This window comes from Synechococcus sp. GEYO (assembly GCF_900473955.1).
In the GTDB taxonomy this organism is placed as follows: Bacteria; Cyanobacteriota; Cyanobacteriia; order PCC-6307; family Cyanobiaceae; genus Synechococcus_C.
Genome location: NZ_UCNL01000004.1, coordinates 45,018 through 64,195, shown reverse-complemented (window position 1 = coordinate 64,195; position 19,178 = coordinate 45,018). Strand labels below are relative to the sequence as shown.

20 protein-coding genes are annotated in these 19,178 nt (G+C 56.1%); 9 read left to right on the top strand and 11 right to left on the bottom strand.

From position 1 onward, the window contains the following. The first annotated feature begins 17 nt into the window (after window positions 1–17). Both DXY37_RS02620 and DXY37_RS12995 read left to right on the top strand, forming a co-directional pair. Window positions 18–542: a hypothetical protein gene (locus DXY37_RS02620; protein WP_136975534.1), complete on the top strand. Its 525-nt coding sequence runs from the start codon at window positions 18–20 to the stop codon at window positions 540–542. Window positions 543–610: 68 nt separating this feature from the next. Further along, entirely contained in the window at window positions 611–805 is a 195-nt protein-coding gene (locus tag DXY37_RS12995) for a hypothetical protein (RefSeq protein ID WP_136975533.1), read from the top strand. A gap of 77 nt (window positions 806–882) precedes the next feature. On the opposite strand, the gene DXY37_RS02615 is transcribed toward DXY37_RS12995, so the two are convergent. Continuing rightward, window positions 883–1,206, bottom strand: a complete 324-nt coding sequence (locus DXY37_RS02615) for an AIR synthase (RefSeq protein ID WP_115125233.1) — start codon at window positions 1,204–1,206, stop codon at window positions 883–885. 181 nt (window positions 1,207–1,387) lie between these two features. On the opposite strand from DXY37_RS02615, the gene trmH reads away from it, so the two are divergent. Further along, complete coding sequence (gene trmH / locus DXY37_RS02610) at window positions 1,388–2,077, top strand: tRNA (guanosine(18)-2'-O)-methyltransferase TrmH (RefSeq protein WP_115125373.1); 690 nt, start codon at window positions 1,388–1,390, stop codon at window positions 2,075–2,077. 27 nt (window positions 2,078–2,104) lie between these two features. On the opposite strand, the gene DXY37_RS02605 is transcribed toward trmH, so the two are convergent. Continuing rightward, a complete protein-coding gene (locus DXY37_RS02605) occupies window positions 2,105–2,365 on the bottom strand; it encodes a hypothetical protein (RefSeq protein WP_115125232.1) in 261 nt (86 codons plus the stop codon). A gap of 21 nt (window positions 2,366–2,386) precedes the next feature. Then, on the bottom strand, window positions 2,387–3,205 hold the full coding sequence (locus DXY37_RS02600; protein WP_115125372.1) for an ABC transporter permease: 819 nt from the start codon (window positions 3,203–3,205) through the stop codon (window positions 2,387–2,389). A gap of 119 nt (window positions 3,206–3,324) precedes the next feature. Here DXY37_RS02600 and DXY37_RS02595 point away from each other — a divergent pair, with 119 nt between their 5' ends. Both DXY37_RS02595 and DXY37_RS13165 read left to right on the top strand, forming a co-directional pair. Further along, complete coding sequence (locus DXY37_RS02595) at window positions 3,325–4,071, top strand: hypothetical protein (RefSeq protein ID WP_136975532.1); 747 nt, start codon at window positions 3,325–3,327, stop codon at window positions 4,069–4,071. Window positions 4,072–4,098: 27 nt separating this feature from the next. Beyond that, window positions 4,099–4,266, top strand: a complete 168-nt coding sequence (locus DXY37_RS13165; protein ID WP_170951753.1) for a hypothetical protein — start codon at window positions 4,099–4,101, stop codon at window positions 4,264–4,266. 318 nt (window positions 4,267–4,584) lie between these two features. Here DXY37_RS13165 and lepA read toward each other — a convergent pair whose 3' ends face one another. The 3 genes from lepA to DXY37_RS02580 all read right to left on the bottom strand — a co-directional run bounded on the left by lepA (window position 4,585) and on the right by DXY37_RS02580 (window position 9,267). Further along, window positions 4,585–6,399: a translation elongation factor 4 gene (gene lepA / locus DXY37_RS02590; protein ID WP_115125230.1), complete on the bottom strand. Its 1,815-nt coding sequence runs from the start codon at window positions 6,397–6,399 to the stop codon at window positions 4,585–4,587. A 94-nt stretch (window positions 6,400–6,493) separates the two neighbouring features. Beyond that, window positions 6,494–6,826, bottom strand: coding sequence for a Nif11-like leader peptide family natural product precursor (locus DXY37_RS02585; protein WP_170951752.1), 333 nt, complete (start codon window positions 6,824–6,826; stop codon window positions 6,494–6,496). Further along, window positions 6,823–9,267 carry a sulfatase-like hydrolase/transferase gene (locus DXY37_RS02580; protein ID WP_115125228.1) on the bottom strand — a complete coding sequence of 815 codons (2,445 nt, stop codon included), beginning with the start codon at window positions 9,265–9,267 and terminating at the stop codon, window positions 6,823–6,825. Before DXY37_RS02580 ends, DXY37_RS02585 begins: the two co-directional genes overlap by 4 nt. Before the next feature lie 104 nt (window positions 9,268–9,371). On the opposite strand from DXY37_RS02580, the gene DXY37_RS02575 reads away from it, so the two are divergent. Both DXY37_RS02575 and DXY37_RS02570 read left to right on the top strand, forming a co-directional pair. After that, window positions 9,372–9,707 carry a multidrug efflux SMR transporter gene (locus DXY37_RS02575; RefSeq protein ID WP_115125227.1) on the top strand — a complete coding sequence of 112 codons (336 nt, stop codon included), beginning with the start codon at window positions 9,372–9,374 and terminating at the stop codon, window positions 9,705–9,707. 161 nt (window positions 9,708–9,868) lie between these two features. Continuing rightward, window positions 9,869–10,540, top strand: a complete 672-nt coding sequence (locus DXY37_RS02570; protein WP_115125226.1) for a TVP38/TMEM64 family protein — start codon at window positions 9,869–9,871, stop codon at window positions 10,538–10,540. Here the strand turns inward: DXY37_RS02570 and DXY37_RS02565 are convergent. Next, on the bottom strand, window positions 10,529–12,010 hold the full coding sequence (locus tag DXY37_RS02565; protein ID WP_115125225.1) for a malate:quinone oxidoreductase: 1,482 nt from the start codon (window positions 12,008–12,010) through the stop codon (window positions 10,529–10,531). The genes DXY37_RS02570 and DXY37_RS02565 overlap by 12 nt on opposite strands. Before the next feature lie 90 nt (window positions 12,011–12,100). Here DXY37_RS02565 and DXY37_RS02560 point away from each other — a divergent pair, with 90 nt between their 5' ends. Next, the gene (locus DXY37_RS02560; protein WP_067094052.1) at window positions 12,101–12,346 is read left to right on the top strand and encodes a NifU family protein; all 246 of its coding nucleotides are present in this window, start codon (window positions 12,101–12,103) and stop codon (window positions 12,344–12,346) included. A gap of 56 nt (window positions 12,347–12,402) precedes the next feature. Here DXY37_RS02560 and DXY37_RS02555 read toward each other — a convergent pair whose 3' ends face one another. The 3 genes from DXY37_RS02555 to DXY37_RS02545 form a co-directional block, all read right to left on the bottom strand. Next, window positions 12,403–13,101, bottom strand: a complete 699-nt coding sequence (locus DXY37_RS02555; protein ID WP_115125371.1) for a DUF4079 domain-containing protein — start codon at window positions 13,099–13,101, stop codon at window positions 12,403–12,405. A 1,089-nt stretch (window positions 13,102–14,190) separates the two neighbouring features. After that, window positions 14,191–14,352, bottom strand: a complete 162-nt coding sequence (locus tag DXY37_RS13160; protein ID WP_170951749.1) for a hypothetical protein — start codon at window positions 14,350–14,352, stop codon at window positions 14,191–14,193. A gap of 1,357 nt (window positions 14,353–15,709) precedes the next feature. Continuing rightward, the gene (locus tag DXY37_RS02545) at window positions 15,710–15,955 is read right to left on the bottom strand and encodes a DUF1651 domain-containing protein (protein WP_371637785.1); all 246 of its coding nucleotides are present in this window, start codon (window positions 15,953–15,955) and stop codon (window positions 15,710–15,712) included. A 499-nt stretch (window positions 15,956–16,454) separates the two neighbouring features. Here DXY37_RS02545 and DXY37_RS02540 point away from each other — a divergent pair, with 499 nt between their 5' ends. After that, entirely contained in the window at window positions 16,455–17,657 is a 1,203-nt protein-coding gene (locus DXY37_RS02540; RefSeq protein ID WP_115125222.1) for an aminotransferase class V-fold PLP-dependent enzyme, read from the top strand. Here DXY37_RS02540 and DXY37_RS02535 read toward each other — a convergent pair. After that, window positions 17,654–19,153 (bottom strand): UDP-N-acetylmuramoyl-L-alanyl-D-glutamate--2,6-diaminopimelate ligase, encoded by a 1,500-nt coding sequence (locus DXY37_RS02535; RefSeq protein WP_115125221.1) that lies wholly within the window; start codon window positions 19,151–19,153, stop codon window positions 17,654–17,656. The genes DXY37_RS02540 and DXY37_RS02535 overlap by 4 nt on opposite strands. Window positions 19,154–19,178: the final 25 nt, after the last annotated feature.

Below are 19,178 nucleotides of genomic sequence, written 5' to 3'. Positions count from 1 at the left end.
CAACGAGAACAGGAGCATTGAGCAACCAACCCAAACCCAGCATCTATGCCTTGCGGGATTCGGAGATCCTGGAGCTGCTTGCTGCCTTGCCGCAATCAACGATGGGTCGCCGCTATGGATTCGCGTTCCAGTTGATGGCCACCTATGGCCTCCGAGCCGCTGAGCTGCGTTACCTGCAAGTTCGTAATCAGGAGAGCGAACTCTGGCTGCGTGCAAGAGGCCATGGCGCTGAACACAGCTTTCGCAGCAACGAATCCTGCAAGCTTGAAGCCATACCTGTTATGAACAACGAAGGCATCCCACAGGAGTGGAATCTGGTAGCTCGAGTCGCCATGGGCGAAAGACTGCCACCCCTCGGCAGCGACTCGGAAGCAAGTCAGCATCTGGAGTCTTACCTTAATAACAGACCTGTCTGGCGGGAGGTTCAAAACAAGGCGTTGCGATTTGGAGAACAGGCCATGATGAATAGCTTTAGGCAGCGCTACGCCTGCGCAGCCCACAACCTTTGCGATACCGACGGGAGTACTGATACACAGCTCTGATTGCATCAGTCGAAATCATTTCAGCATCACACAGGCATAATGGTTGACAACAACACAAGCATTTAGCAATGCCCGAATCAAGCGATATCCAACGCGTCGAGTTGATTAACTACAAAAACGACGCTGGCAAAGAACTTTTGGGCCTTGGCATTGAGCTCTCTGATGACCCAGATGGCGGCATCAAAGTGCGCGTCTTGATGGATCCGCAAGTCGTGAGCGGCGTCACTGTCACTCCGCTGCAGCAAAGCAGTTGCTGCGGGTAAATATGTCGTTGAGACGACCAAATCAGGCAAATCAGGTTTGAGCCCGCACAACAAGATTTCAAACACTGGTAACGATTTTATTCGTCCCTAAACGAGAAGCAATTTCCACACGACGACACATCAATCGTCTTACCCGACAGAAAAAATCCGCCGCCGGATAGTGACTCCTGATAGTCGATCACCACTCCAGAAAACAATCGTACTTGCTCCGCCTTGGAGTAGAGCGTTACTCCAGATTCTCTGGAGATTGGCTCGCCTGAATTGCGGCCTGCCTTGAACACAATCGCGTAATCCGAGCAGCCTCCAGACACCACTTCGGCATGCATTTCACCGGGGATGCCGGCAACTGCGGATTGACGCATGAGCTCCAAAGCCGCATTCGACGTCAAGATCGTGCCCATCCCAGATCCATGGCTCTGATCAGTGCTACCAGCTGAAGCCGCCTTCAGCCGGTGGCCATGACATGGGCTTGCGTAGCAAATGCAATGAGGTGTCAATAGAAGGCCAATGCGGCTTTCATGCAAATCTGAGCAATGCCCCCATGGCTGCCAGCAAGCCTTCGCGCCTGCAGCGCTCTCAGCGATGCCGATCCTTCCCCGCAGATTTCAGCGTCTGAAGCAGGTCCTGGACTGCCGGATGGCGGATCTCACCGTTCTAGTGGAGCACGTAGAAAAGCCGCACAACCTCTCGGCCATCCTCCGCAGCTGTGATGCCGTGGGGGTTCTGGAAGCCCATGCCGTCAGCTTCAGCGGCAGGCCCCGCACCTTCAACAGCACTGCCCAGGGCAGTCAACGCTGGGTGCCGCTGCATGACCATGCCGACATCAGCAGCGCCGTGCATCAGCTCAAAGATCAAGGTTTCCGGCTGTATGGAACGAATTTAGGCGTGAACGCGCGCGACTACCGCGACTGCGACTTCACCGGCCCAACCGCCTTTGTTCTCGGTGCGGAGAAGTGGGGCCTGACCGAAGAAGCCACCGCGTTGATGGATCAGGCAGTCTTCATTCCGATGCGTGGCATGGTGCAGTCGCTGAATGTGTCAGTGGCCACGGCCACACTGCTATTTGAGGCACTCAGACAACGCCAGGCGGCTGGACTCGCACCCCTTCAAGGCGAAGGCATTCCTGCAAATCAATACGACACATTGCTGTTTGAGTGGTGCTACCCGGAGGTGGCGAGCTGGTGCCGTGAGCAGGGCCGCAGCTATCCGCCGCTCTCAGAAGACGGTGAGATTCTCGAAGAACTTCCGCGGACAGCCAAGCTGCGCTGCTGAATCAAATCCAGATCTCAATGACCTGGTTCAAAACGGCATCAACACGTCCTTGCTGCCTTGTCTGCGCTCCATCACAGGATGGTTGCGACGCGCTGCCGGCAGTCGCAGGGCAAACACCAGAGCCAGCAGCTCCAGCGGCAGGCTGCGGCCGATAAACAGAACCACAAGCCCAAGAGCGATCGCCAACATCTGCTCCAGCAGACCAATCACGTCATCGGGGTTACTACGGCCCGAGACCCACAGCGTCAACATCAGCGTCAGCAGAGCGAGCGTGGCCCAGAACGGCATGGTCTGATCGAATCCGTTTATCTATTTTGCCGCGTCCCGCCCCGTGCTGCTCACCCAGGCTTCAAGACCCTCACCCAAAAATGACAAACCCAACACCAGCACGAACATCGCCAAGCCTGGATACAGGGCCGTCCACCACACACCAGTGGGCACAGCAGCAAGCGCGAGGTTGAGATCACTACCCCATTCCGGCACCGTTTCGGGAAGACCTAAGCCAAGAAATCCGAGGCCACCGAGCACCAGCACCGCATCGGCGGCATTGAGCGTGAGCAGCACTGGCACCGAGGTGATCACGTTGCGCAGCAGGTAACGGCGCAGGATCCAGACCGGTCCGGCGCCGAGCGTGCGCGCTGCCTCCACGAACAACTCAGCTTTTACCTGGGCTGTCTGGTTGCGCACAACCCTGAAGTACTGGGGGATATAAACCACGCATAACGCTGCGGCCGCATTGGGAACACCCCGCCCCAGCAAGAAGGCCAGCACCACCGACAGCAACAAGACAGGCAAGGTGTAAAGAGTGTCCATCAGAAGCACGAGCACTCGATCCACGCTTCCCCCCAAATAGCCACTCACCATGCCCAGGGGCACACCGATCACCAATGCGAAGGTCACGGCCAGGAGCACCACCTGCAGTGCCACACCGCTGCCTTGCAATGTGCGCACGCAAACGTCACGTCCCAGACGATCGGTGCCGCACCAATGGGCCATCGAGGGAGGCGCGTAGATGGGATTGTCCAAGCCAGCATTGGGATCCGGCAGTAGGCCAGCCGCCAACAACACAGGTGTAACAAGAGCCACTAGGCCATAAATCGCCACGATCACCAGGCCCCAGCGGGCCATGCGAGCCGAAAGGCTGGAACGGGCAATGCCCATAGGCGAGGCGCCAAAACTCACAGAGGAGCGCAGTGCTGATAAAGCGCATTCTTGCCCGACTCCCCGACCGAGAGCAGGATTGGAGCATGAACCGTTCCGGCCACTGGCGCTCTCGCCTGACGGGCACCATGCTCGGCCATCTGCAACTTGCCACCTTTACCGCGGTGATGCTCGGCTTCACCGGTGCCACCAGCACAGGGCAGTTGCTGAGCGAACGCAGCCGGCTGCGCGTGAGTGAAGCTGAGCTGCTGGCCGCATCGGCATCACTCGCTAATCGCCTGGAGAGCCAAGACGGTCAGGTCGATCAAAGCGAGCCCTTGATCGTGCAGGAACTTCAGGATCACTCCAGCATGCGCGCCAACCTCTGGATAGAACAGCCCGATGGACATGTGATCACTCCCAGAAGAGCTCATCGCCCCATCCCGGCGGATCTACTGAAAGCCGCCGTCACGGCAAACCCACTGCGGAAGCAAGGCCAGTTGAATCTGATCGTGCTGCAGGAGCGGGAGCACCTCACCCTGCTGGAACGTCGTCTGCAGTCGGGTGATCTGCTCTGGAGTAGCACGGAGATCTCCTGCCTGGGCTCAGCCCAGAGCGAATTTCTGGCCTGGATGAATTTGGATCTGGGGCAGCTCCCTCAGCGCCTCGTTGCTGCTGGTCAGCTTGCTGGTGGAGCGCACACCAAACCGTTGCAGGAGCTCAGCAGCCGCAGCGTTGAGCTCACTGCCGAAGGCTTGCAGACTGCCGCCTTAACAGTGCCCAAGGGACCACAGAAACTCAGCCAGCTCACCCGCACCTACAACGCCCTGACTGAACGACTGGCCCAGTCCTAGAGCCAGCAGACTCATTGCGTGAGCGCGGTGAGTCATAAATTGCAAGCGCCGCTGATCGTGGTGACAGGCTCTCTGAAGCGCGTGATCCGCAAGGCACCGGAGCTTGAGGCACAACTAGTTCAGCGCCTTCAAGACACCGAAGAAGAGACAATCGGCATGCAGCAATTGCTCGGGGAGGCCTTAAAACGGCATTAGACGATCACGAAGCTGACACGCTCTTATTCCTCCAGATGGCAAGCCCAAAAGCAATCCAGGCTATACGGAAGGATCGAAGTGCAACGATTTTGAAGACGCAGCAGAGGTGCTTAGCAGGATCAACAAGTTAAGGCTCACACCTTTAACCATTCACACTATTTCGCTTGGCAGGGAATCTAGCTGGATGGAAGAATTATCCCAGCTTGCAAGCGACCATTACAATTATGATGATGTTAAAGTAGTGAAAGAATCCCAACTATAAAGAGACAACAACTGACTTGAAGTGGTGACTAAGTTGGCAAATACTTCCTTATCAAATCAAGGTGATTGATTTAACTTGAGCACAGCCATGAAAGCCTCCTGAGGCACATCCACCTTGCCCATCGCCTTCATACGTTTCTTGCCTTTAGCTTGTTTCTTCAACAGTTTCTTCTTGCGCGAGATATCACCCCCGTAGCACTTGGCCAACACGTCTTTGCGCATAGCGCTGATGCTGGTGGAAGCAATAATGCGACTACCGATCGATGCCTGCAGGGGGATCTTGAACTGTTGACGAGGAATCAGCTCCTTGAGCTTTTCCACTAGACCCTTACCCACGTTGTAGGCCTTATCGCGGTGCACAATCGTGGTTAGAGGGTCAGCGCGTTCGCCATTGATGAGCACATCTAGGCGAACCAGCTCGTTTTTGCGGTAACCGATCAGGTGATATTCCATCGAGGCATAGCCCTGGGTGCGTGTCTTCATCTGATCGAAAAAGTCAGTCACCACTTCAGCTAGCGGTAGTTCATAGATCAACGTCACCCGGTCAGTGGTGATGTACTTCATATCGATGTACTCACCGCGGCGCTCCTGACAAAGGCCCATTAGCGCACCGTTGTAGTCGTTGGGTGCATAGATCTCCATGCGCACGTAGGGCTCTTCGATCGATTCACGTTTCTGCGGATCTGGAAGTGTGGCGGGGTTGTCCACCATCTCTTCGCTGCCATCAATCATGTTCACCTGATAGATCACCGACGGTGCTGTGACGATCAAATCAAGGTCGTATTCGCGTTCCAGCCGCTCCTGCACGATTTCCATATGCAGCAAACCGAGGAAGCCGCAGCGGAAACCAAAACCCATGGCGCTACTAGTTTCAGGTTCGAACTTCAATGCCGCATCAGAGAGCTGCAACTTGTCGAGCGCTTCACGCAGATCGGGGTACTGATCCGCCTCCGTTGGGAACAGCCCGCAGAACACCATCGGCTTGGCCTCGGTATAACCAGGCAGTGGCTCCTCCGCCGGTGCATTTAGCAATGTGATCGTGTCGCCGACACGGGCATCGGCCACCGCCTTGATCGATGCAGCCAGATACCCAACTTCGCCGGCATGCAGCTCATCCACCTTGCGCTGGTCAGGCGCCATCACGCCCACTTCATCGAGCTCATAGATCTTCTTGCTCTCCATCAGCAAGACCTTGTCCTTGCAGTTGATCCGGCCGCTCATTACCCGGAAATACACAATCACCCCGCGATAGGGGTCGTAATAGGAATCAAAAATCAGTGCCTTAGTGGGTTCCTCGACCGCATCCGCCGGCGGCGGCACCTTATCCACCACTTCCTGAAGAATCTCAGGCACACCAAGGCCGGTCTTGGCCGAACAAGGAATCGCATTGCTGCAGTCCAAGCCGATGATCGCTTCGATTTCTTCCTTGATGCGATCAGGATCCGCACCCGGCAGATCGATCTTGTTCAGCACCGGAATGATCTCCAGATCGTTCTCCAGGGCCAGGTAAACGTTGGCCAGCGTCTGAGCCTCCACGCCCTGGCTTGCATCCACCACCAACAAAGCGCCCTCACAGGCCTGCAGGCTGCGGCTCACCTCATAGGAGAAGTCCACATGGCCTGGTGTGTCGATCAGATTGAGGGTGTAAGTCTCACCATCGGCGGCGGTGTAATTCATCCGCGCCGCCTGCAGCTTGATCGTGATGCCGCGCTCACGTTCCAGGTCCATGTTGTCCAGGAACTGCTCCTGCATATCCCGGTTGGCCACCGTGCCCGTGTCCTGCAGCAAACGGTCGGCCAGCGTCGACTTGCCGTGATCGATATGGGCAATGATGCAGAAATTGCGGATCCGTGAGACGGGGGCGTCGGTCATGCGGTTGGCGGTCTTCCGTCTGGGGCTGATCAAAGCGTTGGCCTAATCCTAGGGAGCAACGATCAGCTGCAAGACAGCCTGATCCAGTGAATGCTTAGCGCCGGTAATAGCTCAGCGGCTCTTCAGGCTTGCCGCCCCGATCCACCTGCAACTGGATCCTGGCCAAATAGCGGCGGGCCACGATTGCGTTTTCAATCTCAAAAGCGGCAAATCGCTCCAGGTGGCTGCACTGGCTGGCCACCACGTCAGCTCGATCAAAGTGAAAGCCGATCTCTGATGCCAGAGCGATCACAGCATCCAGGTCAATATCGAGAGGCAAATGAGCGTCTCCCCAAAGCTCCACGTGAAATGTCGCCAGTTGCTGCTGCAGCTCGGCATCCGAGCGCACCTTTGCAAGGAAGGCAGCGAGCTGCTCGGCTCCTGTCATCCCCACAAGCCAAGAGGCACAAAGCCACCGATCCATTCCACAGCAAGGTCCGAGAGTTCCAGGTCACTCGAGAGACCGGAGATGTACTGATAAGTGGGTCCGTTAGTGCCAGTGATATTCGAAGCCAAAACGTCGTCCCTGCTGATGATCAGCTCCCCTTCTTCGATTTGGGTTTGAAGCGTCACGATGTTGTAGCTCTGGCCAGCCCGGGTATTGAAGGCCACCTCAAGGGCGTTGGTGCCATTCGCCTGCGGCATCAGCCTGACAATCGGATCGCCGTAGTCATAAGCGGATGAATCTCCAGCGGAACCGCCTCGATAGATGGTCGCTGTGGGTTGGCTCGACGGGAAAGGCAACAATGACGTCAGTCGACTGTCGATCTGGTCATTCAGCAGTTGCGACATCTGCGCGTAGGCCAGCCGTTGCTCATCGGTAGCCAAGGGCTCATGTCCATGAATCACTCTCAGAGCCTCCGCCTTGGGATCCAGATTGCGCAGTTCCAGAGGAGCAGCCTTGAACGGATTTAACTGGCCGGTGATTGGGTCAATGTTGGGGTAATAGTCGCCTCCGCTAGGTCTGAGGTCATAGAACTCGCCCTGCCAATTCGCCGGTTCGTATACGTCATCACCTGAGAAATAGCGAACGTATTTGTAATCCTTCGTGCGTAGTGCCTGAAGACGGTTGGGGCCTGGGAGTATTCCATGATCCCAGGCACCTTCTGGAATTGAATTAGCAGGATCCATTCCTGCATAAATGTCATCGTAGGTGTACAGCAACGACGACTGCACATCGAGATCATCAATCGAGAATGGCGAACCCTTCGCAGCTCTGCGAATGATCGAGGAATAGTCAACGCCGCGCAGGTCGTAACTGTCCAGCTGCTGTCGACTGGAACCATAAAGCCCAGCCACTGTGGGCAGGAAGTCGACAAGCGAGACCAGGGCATCGGACGTCTGGCCGCCCTTGAAGTATTGGGGATTCGACCAGATCATCGGCACCCTGATCGACTCTTCATAGGCGTTAAACATCTTCTGAACCATGCCGCCATGGGTCATGCCCATCTCTCCATGATCAGCGGTGCTCACAAACATGGTGTCGTCGACCATCCCATGACGACGCAACGCCAGGATCACCTGGCCCATCTGGGTATCGGCGGTCTCCATGAGATTGCCGTAGAAGTTGAGATAGTTGAGCTTCATCTCATCAGTCGGCAGCGGTTGTGCGCTGGCCTGAGCAACCAGCCACTCGCGCTGAATCTGGGGTTTGTAATTGCCGGCTAAATCATGCCCCTGCTGAACCGCCGTGGGTGATGCGATCGGTTCATTCACCGTCTTCGGCAGGATGTCGATGCTGCCTTTAATCATGTCCCGGCTGTAGCCGAACTCCGTCTCAGGATCGCCCTTTCCCCAGGATTTGGGATACGACAACACATCGTGGGGATTCACCAGAGACACGACCATGGCAAACGGGCGATCATTCCCCGACCTAACGCGCCGATTCAGCCAACTGGTGGCCTCAGCAACAAAACGGGAGTCGTTATCGGCATAACCACCACCCGAATTGGCAGGGTTCATATCCTGCCCAGCATCCGGCCCCTGCCAATCGCTGAACTCATAAGGCAGCATGTCCTGGTAAACCTCCTCGCCGTCTTCGAGGGTGATGGTCTTGCTCAGGTGGGTCTTACCGAAAAACGACACGTCATATCCCTGATCCAGCAGAACATTGCCAAGCGTGGGCAGATCGGGATTGAGCTGCACCTGAGAATCGAGGATTGGATTCTCAATGTCGCTGAGGAGCAGGTCGAGCTCATGCTGAGCAGGGAACTTACCCGTAAAAAACGTGGCACGTGCAGAGGAGCACATCGCCGTATTCGTGAAGGAGTTCTCGAATGAAAGTCCGTTATCGAGTAACCACTGACGGGTTGGCAGATTCTCCTTCGCCCAGTCGCGAGGAAGCCACAGATCCTCCGGTTTAACCTGATCTCGGATGAACACAACCAGATTTGGCGGTCGTTCCGTGGAGGACTCAGCGCCCTTAATGCTCTGACTTACCTGGTGAAGATCAGCTGAGCTGTGCAACCCCTCCAATCCGATTTCATCAGCAACATTCAAATAATCCCTCGTTTGCAAAATTTGACTATCGCTGAGATTATCTGAGTCAAATCCGGTCAATTTAGCTACTCGAAGTTCTCTTTTAGTGGGCTGTAAACCCAGCAAACCTTCTAACGGAGCCTGTTGGTTTAAAAACTCTCTAATCTCTGACACTTCCTCTTCAGAAAGTTTTTCGAGTCCTTCAATATCCAGACCTTTGGCACCAGCAAGAAGATCCTCCAACTCCTGAAGCTCATAAGCGTCAAATGAACCTTCTTCAAAGCCCATCAACTGAGCTACTCGGCTTTGATCATTGCTGAGAGATGACCACACCACAGCGGAAGCAACCATGCTGAATCGACGACTAAACCGTAGACATGGGCGGATTTCTGTCAATCAGAGGCCATAGAAACTCACGTTTTGTTGAATGGATCAGCCCTCTGGTTTGTACACCGATGAATTCGCCCTGGGTTTTGCTGTTGCTGGCGATTGGCGCAGAAGTGATCGGCACCTCCTGCCTGAAGCTCTCGCAGGGCTTCAGCAGACCTGTCCCCACAGTGATTGTGCTGGCGGCTTATGCCATTTCGATGACGTTGATGTCACGGGTGGTTCAAGTGCTGCCGATGGGCCTCACCTATGCCCTCTGGAGTGGAATCGGCATCGTGGCCATCGTGCTGATCGGCCTGCTGCTCTACCGCCAAGTGCCAACCCATGGGCAGCTTGTTGGCATGGCCCTGATTACAGCTGGTGTCATCACCGTGAATCTCAGCGGTACCGCCGGGCACGCCTAGCTGAGCTCGAAACTCCAGCGTTAGCCGTGGCTAGACCCACACAACGAACCCTTCGAAGACACCGCTGATCAATAAAGGCGCGCCCATATCAACTGATACCAGTAGTCGCAGGAGATCACATCGATATGGGAAGGTCATCAGCACGCTGAACCTCCCTACCTGTGTCGCGCTTTCGCCGATTCCTGCTGATTACAGCTGTGATTGCAGGGCTAGTCGTGCTGTTTCAGATCATCAGGGCGAATGGCCTTTGGCCAACCCGGGAAGAAATCGAACTTCAGGTGAAGACCCTCGGGATCTGGGGGCCCTTGGCGCTGTTTGCGCTGCGTGGAGTGAGCATCGTGCTGCCAGCACTGCCCAGTACGGTTTTTTCACTGGTCGCCGGAGCCGTTCTTGGTTTTCGCACAGGCTTCATCACAATTGTGGTGGCCGATCTGATTTTCTGCCAGGCAGCCTTTCTGCTAGCCCGTCACTACGGGCGAGACCCTGTCCGGAAGCTTGTGGGAGCCCGGGCGATGGGCATCATCGAAGGATTCAATCGCAATCAACTGGAAGGCAATCCCTTTCTTCTCAGTGGGCTGCTGATGACAGGGCTGTTTGATTTCGTCTGCTACGCAGTCGGGCTGGGAGGGACTCGCTGGCGGGCCTTCATCCTGCCGTTGCTTTTCAGCGTGATTCTGAGTGACGCCCCGATCGTGGCTCTTGGCGCCGGCATCTTCAGCGACAACAACAGCAAACTGCTGATCGGCGCGGCTGTGTTTGGAGTGTTTGGCCTGGCCGTCATCGCAGGCTGGGTCAAGAAACGCACGCGCAAGCAGGCAGGCTCAGATACTTAAACCCAGCAGCGAATCACTGCGTTCGCGGGTGCGCGTTAAAAGCTCGGCATCACTGTTGAGATCCCGTCCATAGCTGGGAATCAGTAGCTGCAGGCGCTCTTGCCAGGCCTGCGTGGCCAGTTTTGAGGCAAAGCAACGCTGCAGCACCTCCACCATGATCTGCACGGAGGTACTGGCCCCAGGAGATGCTCCCAGCAGTGCGGCCAGGGATCCATCCGCTGCACTCACCACTTCCGTGCCCATTTGCAGGCGACCGCCATCAGACGTGCGTTTGATGATCTGAACCCGCTGTCCGGCAACTGACAGGCTCCAATGATTTGCATCGGCCTCAGGTAAGAACGCGCGCAAGGCCTCCATCCGATCAGCTTCGCTTTGGCGCAGCTGATTGATCAAATATTTCACCAGAGGCAGATTGTGAACTCCCACCTGCAGCATCGGCAGCAGGTTGGTGGGCCGTACCGAGCGAGGCAGATCCAACAGTGACCCGGTCTTGAGGAATTTGCTGCTGAATCCGGCATAAGGACCGAACAGCAGTGAGCGCTTGCCGTCGATCCAGCGGGTATCCAGATGGGGCACCGACATCGGCGGCGCGCCCACCTTCGCCTTGCCGTAAACCTTGGCGTGGTGCCGTTCCACCAGATCCGGCTCACCGCACACCAGCCACTGGCCACTCACCGGGAAGCCGGCATAATCGGCGGCTTCAGGGATGCCACTGCTCTGCAGCAGTGGCAGGGCACCACCACCAGCACCGAGAAACACAAACGGAGCCTGCACCTTGCGACGGCCCGACGGACCGCGCAGCTCAAGCTGCCAGTCACAGCAGCTCATCGACTCTGTCAGCAGTCGTTTGAGGCCCTGCACTGACGTGCCATACATCACCTGAAGTACGCCCGCTGTCTGCAACGGCAGCAGCAGTGCTCTGGTCAACGCCCCGAAGTCGAGATCGAGCCCACGCTCGATACGGGTGGCTGCAATCTGTTGACCAGGGAGACGCCCTTCCATCACCAGGGGCATCCAGTCGCCGATTTGCCCGGCATCCGAACTCCATTGCATGGCAGCGAAGGCGGGCAAGGCACTCAACTGACGATGCCGCTGCTGAAGAAACGCCACATCCTGCTGTCCCCAGACAAAACTGAGATGGGGCACCTGGTGAAGAAAGCTGCCTGGGTCCAACACCCCCTGGTCTGTGAGTGAGGCCCAGAACTCCAAACTGCGCTCGAAAGCGGCATTGATTTCAAGGGCCTTCGCTGTCGACACCTTTCCATCGGCCTGCTGAGGGGTGTAATTGAGCTCACAGTTGGCGGCATGGCCAGTGCCGGCGTTGTTGACCGCAGCACTGCTCTCTAAAGCCGGTGCCTCGAGACGCTCCACCAGCAGCAGGCGCATCTCCGGGTCGAGGGCATGCAGCAATGAAGCCAGGGTGGCACTCATCATTCCCGCACCCACCAGCACGGCGTCGTAACGATCCATCGCGTCGGGTGATCCTGCTTCTCAAGGGTATGAATCAATCCGGACACATGCCTGCCTACGCTGAGCAAAAGCACTGACCCCCATCCGGCCATGAGCACCGAAACAATGCCGCTCACAACTGAAAACGTGGAGAAGGTGCTTGACGAGCTGCGTCCATTCCTGATGGCCGATGGCGGCAACGTGGAAGTGGTGGAAATCGATGGACCGGTGGTCAAAGTGCGGTTGCAGGGTGCTTGCGGCAGCTGCCCCAGCAGCACCATGACGCTGAAAATGGGAATCGAGCGCAAGATGCGCGAGTCCATTCCTGAAGTGAGTGAAGTGGTTCAGGTGCTCTGAATTCGGCTGAGCCATCGAGCAGCTCAACTCACAGGCAATCCCTTCACTGCTCTCTGTCACTGTGCCGGCGGCGGACAGGTGCGGAGCTCGAAATTGCAGGCGTAGATCGTCGGCTTTTGCCAGCTCAGGGGAATCTCCAGCAAGTCGCGGGTGCCGGTGACCCCCTGAGCCACGAACACCAGTACCGCAAGCCGGTTGGCGGTGACATGCAGGCGGCGCAGGCGCAGATCGCGCAAGATCTCCGGCCGGGCACCGAGCGAAAACAACATCAGGCCCACCACAGCGACGCCAGACCAGTAGTGGAATTGCCAGAACGCTGGCGACAAAGGGTCATCAGACAATCGCCAAACCTCCGGCTGAGCTCCCAGGCCAAGAACACCAGCCCAGGTGATCAGAGCAAACGCCAGCCTCAGGCCAGGTGCCGTCGCAATCGACAGCGCGCCGAAACTGAGCAGAGTTCCGATCAGCACCAGCAGCAGCGTGCCAGCACGAGCGAAGCCTCCTTGGAACTGATCGAGCGGCGCATGCCTTGCGATGACCACGGTGAATGCAACGATCACCAGACCAACCACAGCTGCGGCCAGCCAGCGACCGAGATCACTGTGGTTGCGACCCACCGTCGGAGGCGGTTTTGCGGTCTTCAATCGCCGAGATCGTGTCTGCATCGCCAGTCGAATCACGATCCCGGTGAGGGGATAGATCAACACCACCGCCAAAACCGGGTGCAGGATCCAGAGCCAGTCCACCAGTGCCATCGGTGATACCAAGCCAACGAACAAAAGCAACGTAGTCATCGCTTGGCTAAACGCTTCTCAGTAGAGCCAAAACTTGGAATTCGACACGGACCCGCTCGAAGCTGCCTGTTGCAGCACTCAGTTCAACCTCGCCTGAAGCTACTTAGCAACGCAGCAATGCATGAGCATTTGGAGCAATCATGAGACCATTTTGCGCTCCAAATGCAAAGAGAACTCTGCCCCGCACTGACCAAAAAGACCTACTTCAACTAAGCAAGGCCTATTCATTAGCCCAGTCATAGCAATAGATCTTGATCACATAAAACAGCGCAAGACCAACAGCTAGACCAACGCCTTAAGAAGATCCATCCAATAGAAGTCAATTGACACTTCACTACCCGCACCCCCTCCAAAGCTGCTTACAAACCCCTCCATAGGTTCACTAGCCACACAACAAGGAAGCACTAAACCAAACAATCAGAAGGGGGCGTGGGGTTCTTCAGCGTCCGTGCAGGCACGTAATAAGGCCTCAGAAATCTCTGCATGATTTTGTTGAGGTCATCGTTAGACAGCGTTCACCGTTGGGCAAGCTTTCGGTGAGCTTTGTCTGCCTTCCTCAGGATTTTTTGTGCATCCTCTCTGGTCAGACACTCTTGAGCTTTGATCTTTAACTTGATCAGCTTTTTATGCTGCTTTTCAGGGTTCATATCTAATTCCTCTTGAGCGTACTTTAATCAATCGCTGTGAGCGGTGCTGTTCGCTCAGGACACCCCTTCTTCCATGGAACAAAAGCAGGCATAACCAAGTGCCTAACGAAATAGCAGAAGTGACTAGCCAAAAAGAAACCCCCGCCAAAGGCAGGGGTCTCGAAAGTCATCTATGTGTGACCTTGTTGCCACCTAGTTGTCTTTTCACCTCACCACGAAATCCTATGAAGCAAGAAGGGGGATGCAACTAGATGTGACCACTGCTTTTAACGACACAAGCTGTTGCTATACCTAAATCGTTGGCTCTCCTCACCGAGATTCCAACTCCTCACACCCCCCGAAGGCTCGTTGAACAACCGAGTCTTTTTTTGTACTCAGGTCTACCCGGCCTTCAAAAGTCAGATCAAAAGAAGAAGGCTGTGATGATCGCTCCAACGATCACGCCAACAACGAACCAGACCCAGAGCATCTGGTAGTCCGTTAATCCTGTTTTTTGCTGAACAAGGCTGATCAGACGCTTGTGCTTGTTAGCGAGTTGCTGCATAGCTCTAATGAGTTCGCTCACCAATTGTGTACATCGAAGCAAACATGTGCCACAGGCGCTCTCTCGACCAGGGCGCTTCAACCTTGCTCGACAAAACCTAACTCCGGGCTAGTGGTCTGATGGCGTCCGTGCAGATAGGTAATAGAGCCTCGGAAATTTTTGCTGAGGATTGGGCCGTCAAGGCCACCGAGCGGGCAACCGAGGCGTTAAGAACGTGAACAAAACCAATAAAAATGCCATTGGGATAGAAATCCGTTAATTCATAAATGAAAAGAGATAGCATCAACAACCTTCTCCTCGCGTTGATCGCAGGAGGATTGCCACGCCCTACGCTGAAATGGATCTGGTCATTGCTTTAGGGATCCCCCTCGTCATCATCTTGGGCCTCACCATCATCTTCACAACTGATGGCGTTCCAACTTGGGTTCATAACATCAACAGCAAATACAGCAGGAAAACCTGGCTCTGTGGAGTGATCGCACTGAGCACTGGTTCTTTGTTAATTGCAATGTTCAGAAGATAGTTTGCTATCTCAATAAAAGAGACTCGGACGTCTGTAAGGTCTCGGTTGGTGTGAGGAGTTGGGAATCTCGACGAGGAAAAAGCCAACTGCCACGGGCATAGCCCAAGCCTGTGCCATTTAGCTCACTGGTCGCAACTGGTTGCATACCCATACCCAAAAGATAGGCTTTCTAAGTGAGGAGAAAAGCTCACAGGGTGGAAACAAGGACACACTTCTGCAGAGTTTTCGGAGCTCCTGCCTTTGGCGGGGGTTTCTTTTTTGCCTAATTATTTCTTGCTCTTCTCAAAGCCACGAAAGCAGCAATCCCGACAAACAAAGCAATAACAACTAGAGGAACTGCTACGAATAGTCCTAGTATTAATATGTAATCACGAAGAGTTACTGGCTGAAGAGCAATAACGCCATCACGTGTCCACCTCAAAAGGAGCTGAACCCATAGCGATAAAGAAGCAATTAAACCAACCCAAAAGGACACTGCCTGGGTTGTTGTTAGCAGCTTTGGCTTATCGGACATCAGAAAAGTGTACTTGGAACGATATGTGTCATCAGGTCAGCGTTGCCCCAGCGGATCACGACAAAAAAAAGGGGGGTGATCTCCATCACTCCCCAACCCTCATCATTGCCACCAATAAGGTGGCTGGTTCACTGTAAAAATTGATGCTTGCCCACCGTGAGTGGCGATGCATTCTCGGCATTCTTCCCATTAAGAAGGGGGGATGGCGATGCCCCCCCGAAGGCCTTGAGACCGCTCCCGGAAGCCTCTGGCCTTATGCCATTTCTAACTTCTGTGTATCTCAGGGAACATAAGTGGAACTACCTGTGTTCAGCAGTCCGGAATCGCCGAGCCTCAGGCTTCTAGGGCTCCAGATCAGCACCCCAAGCAGGCTCCGCCACGGTCCACCCAAGGTTCTTCAGCTGAAACCACAGAGAAGCCGCATCCTCGTATCGCATCTCCCGTCTTGTCTTGAGCAGCGCGGGTCCTTCTGGCATTGGCCGCCCGTGGTCCACGAAAACCCTTTGATCTTTGATCCAGGTGCTCTTGGGGTCCCGGTGAAAACGAGCAAGCCAGTACCCCTTCGGATCTGAAAGCCATCCATCCATCATTCATTACTAGCAAGTACACCTGTACTACTCGCGGGGAGGGGTGGTCGTCAAGCAATTGGCTCACTTGGGAGATGGCATCGCATACCGAGTGGCAGACACTCAATTCATGCGTTTAGCTCGAGCCATGACTTCTACCCTTGTTCTCACTGTTGCTCTTCTGGTCGGCCTAGGCATGAACCAGATCAATGAAGCTGATAAAGCCAAGAAGCAGTAACTAGTTAGCTCCTTTGGGGGATGCGTGAGGCCTTTTTGGCTTTTACGGTTCGTTCATGACAAGCGAAGCGGAAAAGGAACTCGAACGCATTGAGCGCGAGCTTGATTCAAAGCCGCCTGCAGCGTCCCCCCTGGCTCTTTGAACTTCGCGCGTCCAATCACAGCACGTACATCCATAGGTACAGCCCTCTGAAGTACGTACCCCTAACGCGCCTTGTAGACGTAACTGGGAATGCGTCTGTAAGCCAACTAGACCAACACCTAGACCGACGTTTCTTGAGTGATGCTGAGAGAACTCTGCCCCGCACTGGCCAACAAGACCTACTTCAACTACGGCGGGCAGGGGCCGCTGCCCACACCCTCGCTGGATACCATCACAACCAGCTGGAGAAGGATTCAGGAACTCGGCCCCTTCACCACGGACATCTGGCCCTACATCAGCGCCGAAGTGAACAGCACACGCGGCCGTCTAGCCCGGTTATGCAATGTGCCAGCGCATCGGCTCGCCCTGAGCGAGAACGTGACTACGGGATGTGTACTTCCCCTCTGGGGCCTGCCCCTCGACGATGGAGACCACATTCTGATCAGCGACTGTGAGCACCCCGGTGTCGTAGCGGCATGCCACGAACTGGCTCGTCGCCGCCAGCTGAAGGTTCACACGCTGCCCGTGAAGCAATGCAGACTCGGCAGCGATGATCAGGCCAACACCGATCACGAGGTGCTGACAGCCCTCGAAGAGCAGCTCACCAGCAAGACCCGCATCGTGGTGCTGTCGCATCTGCTCTGGAACACGGGTCAGCAGATGCCGATCGCAGCCGTGGCCGCACAACTGCAACAGCACCCTGCACAGCCATTCCTACTTGTAGATGCTGCGCAGAGCGTCGGCCAGATTCCCGTTTCAGAGGCGGCAGCAGCAGCTGATATCTATGCCTTTACCGGGCACAAATGGGCCTGCGGTCCGGAAGGGCTGGGCGGGGTCGCGATCTCAGAGCGTGTGCTCTCGGATGGCTATCCCACCGTGATCGGTTGGCGCAGCCTTCAGGATGAAACGCGAGCTGTGGCTGAAGATCCAGACCCCTTCCATCACGACAGCCGTCGCTTTGAGGTGGCCACGAGTTGCGTGCCACTGATGGCTGGCCTGCGCTGCTCTCTTGACCTGCTGGAGCAGGAGGGCTCAGACGACGAACGACTCGGGCAGATCCGGATCCTGAGCGAACAGCTCTGGAGAGAGCTGAAGTCGACCCCTGGGGTTTCACCGCTGCTCGAAGGCCCACCGCCGGCTGGTCTGGTGAGTTTTCAGATGCACCCTGAGGCAACGGGAGCCACACCCGCCGAGGTCGTGAAGGCCCTCGGCGGACAACAAGTTTGGATCCGTGACCTGGCAGACCCCGTCTGCCTGCGGGCATGCACCCATGTCTGCACCAGTAAGAACGACATCGCGAAACTCACTGATCAGATTCGGATGTTGTCAGCGATGGCCAGCTAGCTCCAAGAGCGCAGCGCTTTCTCCGCTTCTTCCCGGTCATCGAAATGCAGTTTTTCAGTGCCGACAATCTGGTAATCCTCATGCCCCTTACCCGCGATCAGGACGAGATCTCCTGGCTTGGCCATGGCAATTGCCTGAGCAATCGCGATCGCTCGGTCGGCTTCCACCTGGTAGTCGATGCCTGAAGCAAGGCCAGCCACCACATCGTCGAGAATGCGCTGTGGATCCTCAGTCCGAGGGTTATCGGATGTGACCACAACGCAATCAGCAAGCTCTGCGGCAATCGAGGCCATCTGAGGACGTTTGCCCCGGTCGCGGTCTCCACCGCAGCCAAACACACACACCAGACGCCCATCCACAAAAGGGCGGCTGGCCTGGAGCGCGCTACGCAGGCCGTCCGGGGTATGGGCGTAATCCACAACGACGGCGGGGAGCTGATCTGTGGAAGGGCTGGAGGGCAGCACCCGCTCCATGCGGCCTGGCACACCACGGAATTTCGGTAGGGCCTCCAACAACAGGGGCAGTGGTAAGTCCTGCTGGAGCAGCGAGCCGACGGCCTGTATCACATTCATCAGATTGAAGCGACCCACCAGAGGCGACTGGAAACGTCCTTCGCCACGGGGAGTGAGCAGCATTCCCTCCACACCGTTCGATGTCATCACAAGATCACGCATGCTGAGATCGGCAGCCTCGTCGACACTGGATCGCCAGCAACGATCACCAAGGCGATCAGCCAGTCGACGTCCCCAAGCATCGTCAACATTCACCACCGCTCGGGGGCCTTCACCAATCAGAAAGGGATCAGCAAACAGACGCGCTTTCGCTTCGAAATAGGCCTCCATCGATGAGTGATAGTCGAGATGATCCTGCGTGAGGTTGGTGAACACGGCAGAAGAGAAACGACAACCCGCGACCCGTTGCTGTTCCAGAGCATGAGAACTGACCTCCATTGCCGCCACCTGGGTGCCCTGATTCAGCGCTTCAGCGAGCTGGGCCTGCAGCCGATCCGCAACCGCCGTGGTGTGGGTGGAGGTCAGGCTTTGGCCGGGCCAACGGTTGACCAGCGTTCCGAACAGGGCCGAAGAGCGACCGCACTCCAGACTGAGGTGTTCAATTAAATGGGTTGTGGTGGTCTTGCCATTGGTGCCAGTCACGCCAATCAACTGCATGCGCGAAGAGGGCTGCTGCCAGAACGCGGCAGCCAGCTCTCCCGCCCAATGGGACACCGGCTCAGGGATCACCAAAACAGGATCCAGAGCGGAGGGCGGAAGCGACTGCGCTGCTTGCTCACCGATCAGCGCGGCCACAGCACCGGCCTTCAGAGCCTCTGGCCAGAAACAGCCCCCATCCACCCGTTCACCGGGAAGACCGATGAAGACGCAGCCCTTGCCGACAGTGCGGGAATCACAAGTGATGGACGTGACCGCTGGGTTGGGCAGCTCAGACGGCACTGGCAGCCGTACTGCGTTCAGCAGCGAATGGAGCATCTGCGTCATCACCAGCTCCTATAGCTGAGGCAGT

Bases quoted from the DNA above. Each gene is read 5' to 3' on its own strand.
- DXY37_RS12995 (WP_136975533.1), top strand. From the start codon at position 611: ATGCCCGAATCAAGCGATATCCAACGCGTCGAGTTGATTAACTACAAA.
- DXY37_RS02615 (WP_115125233.1), bottom strand. From the start codon at position 1,206: ATGGGCACGATCTTGACGTCGAATGCGGCTTTGGAGCTCATGCGTCAA.
- trmH (WP_115125373.1), top strand. From the start codon at position 1,388: ATGCCGATCCTTCCCCGCAGATTTCAGCGTCTGAAGCAGGTCCTGGAC.
- DXY37_RS02605 (WP_115125232.1), bottom strand. From the start codon at position 2,365: ATGCCGTTCTGGGCCACGCTCGCTCTGCTGACGCTGATGTTGACGCTG.
- DXY37_RS02600 (WP_115125372.1), bottom strand. From the start codon at position 3,205: ATGGCCCGCTGGGGCCTGGTGATCGTGGCGATTTATGGCCTAGTGGCT.
- DXY37_RS02595 (WP_136975532.1), top strand. From the start codon at position 3,325: ATGAACCGTTCCGGCCACTGGCGCTCTCGCCTGACGGGCACCATGCTC.
- lepA (WP_115125230.1), bottom strand. From the start codon at position 6,399: ATGACCGACGCCCCCGTCTCACGGATCCGCAATTTCTGCATCATTGCC.
- DXY37_RS02585 (WP_170951752.1), bottom strand. From the start codon at position 6,826: ATGACAGGAGCCGAGCAGCTCGCTGCCTTCCTTGCAAAGGTGCGCTCG.
- DXY37_RS02580 (WP_115125228.1), bottom strand. From the start codon at position 9,267: ATGGTTGCTTCCGCTGTGGTGTGGTCATCTCTCAGCAATGATCAAAGC.
- DXY37_RS02575 (WP_115125227.1), top strand. From the start codon at position 9,372: ATGAATTCGCCCTGGGTTTTGCTGTTGCTGGCGATTGGCGCAGAAGTG.
- DXY37_RS02565 (WP_115125225.1), bottom strand. From the start codon at position 12,010: ATGGATCGTTACGACGCCGTGCTGGTGGGTGCGGGAATGATGAGTGCC.
- DXY37_RS02560 (WP_067094052.1), top strand. From the start codon at position 12,101: ATGAGCACCGAAACAATGCCGCTCACAACTGAAAACGTGGAGAAGGTG.
- DXY37_RS02555 (WP_115125371.1), bottom strand. From the start codon at position 13,101: ATGGCACTGGTGGACTGGCTCTGGATCCTGCACCCGGTTTTGGCGGTG.
- DXY37_RS02545 (WP_371637785.1), bottom strand. From the start codon at position 15,955: ATGGATGGATGGCTTTCAGATCCGAAGGGGTACTGGCTTGCTCGTTTT.
- DXY37_RS02540 (WP_115125222.1), top strand. From the start codon at position 16,455: ATGCTGAGAGAACTCTGCCCCGCACTGGCCAACAAGACCTACTTCAAC.
- DXY37_RS02535 (WP_115125221.1), bottom strand. From the start codon at position 19,153: ATGACGCAGATGCTCCATTCGCTGCTGAACGCAGTACGGCTGCCAGTG.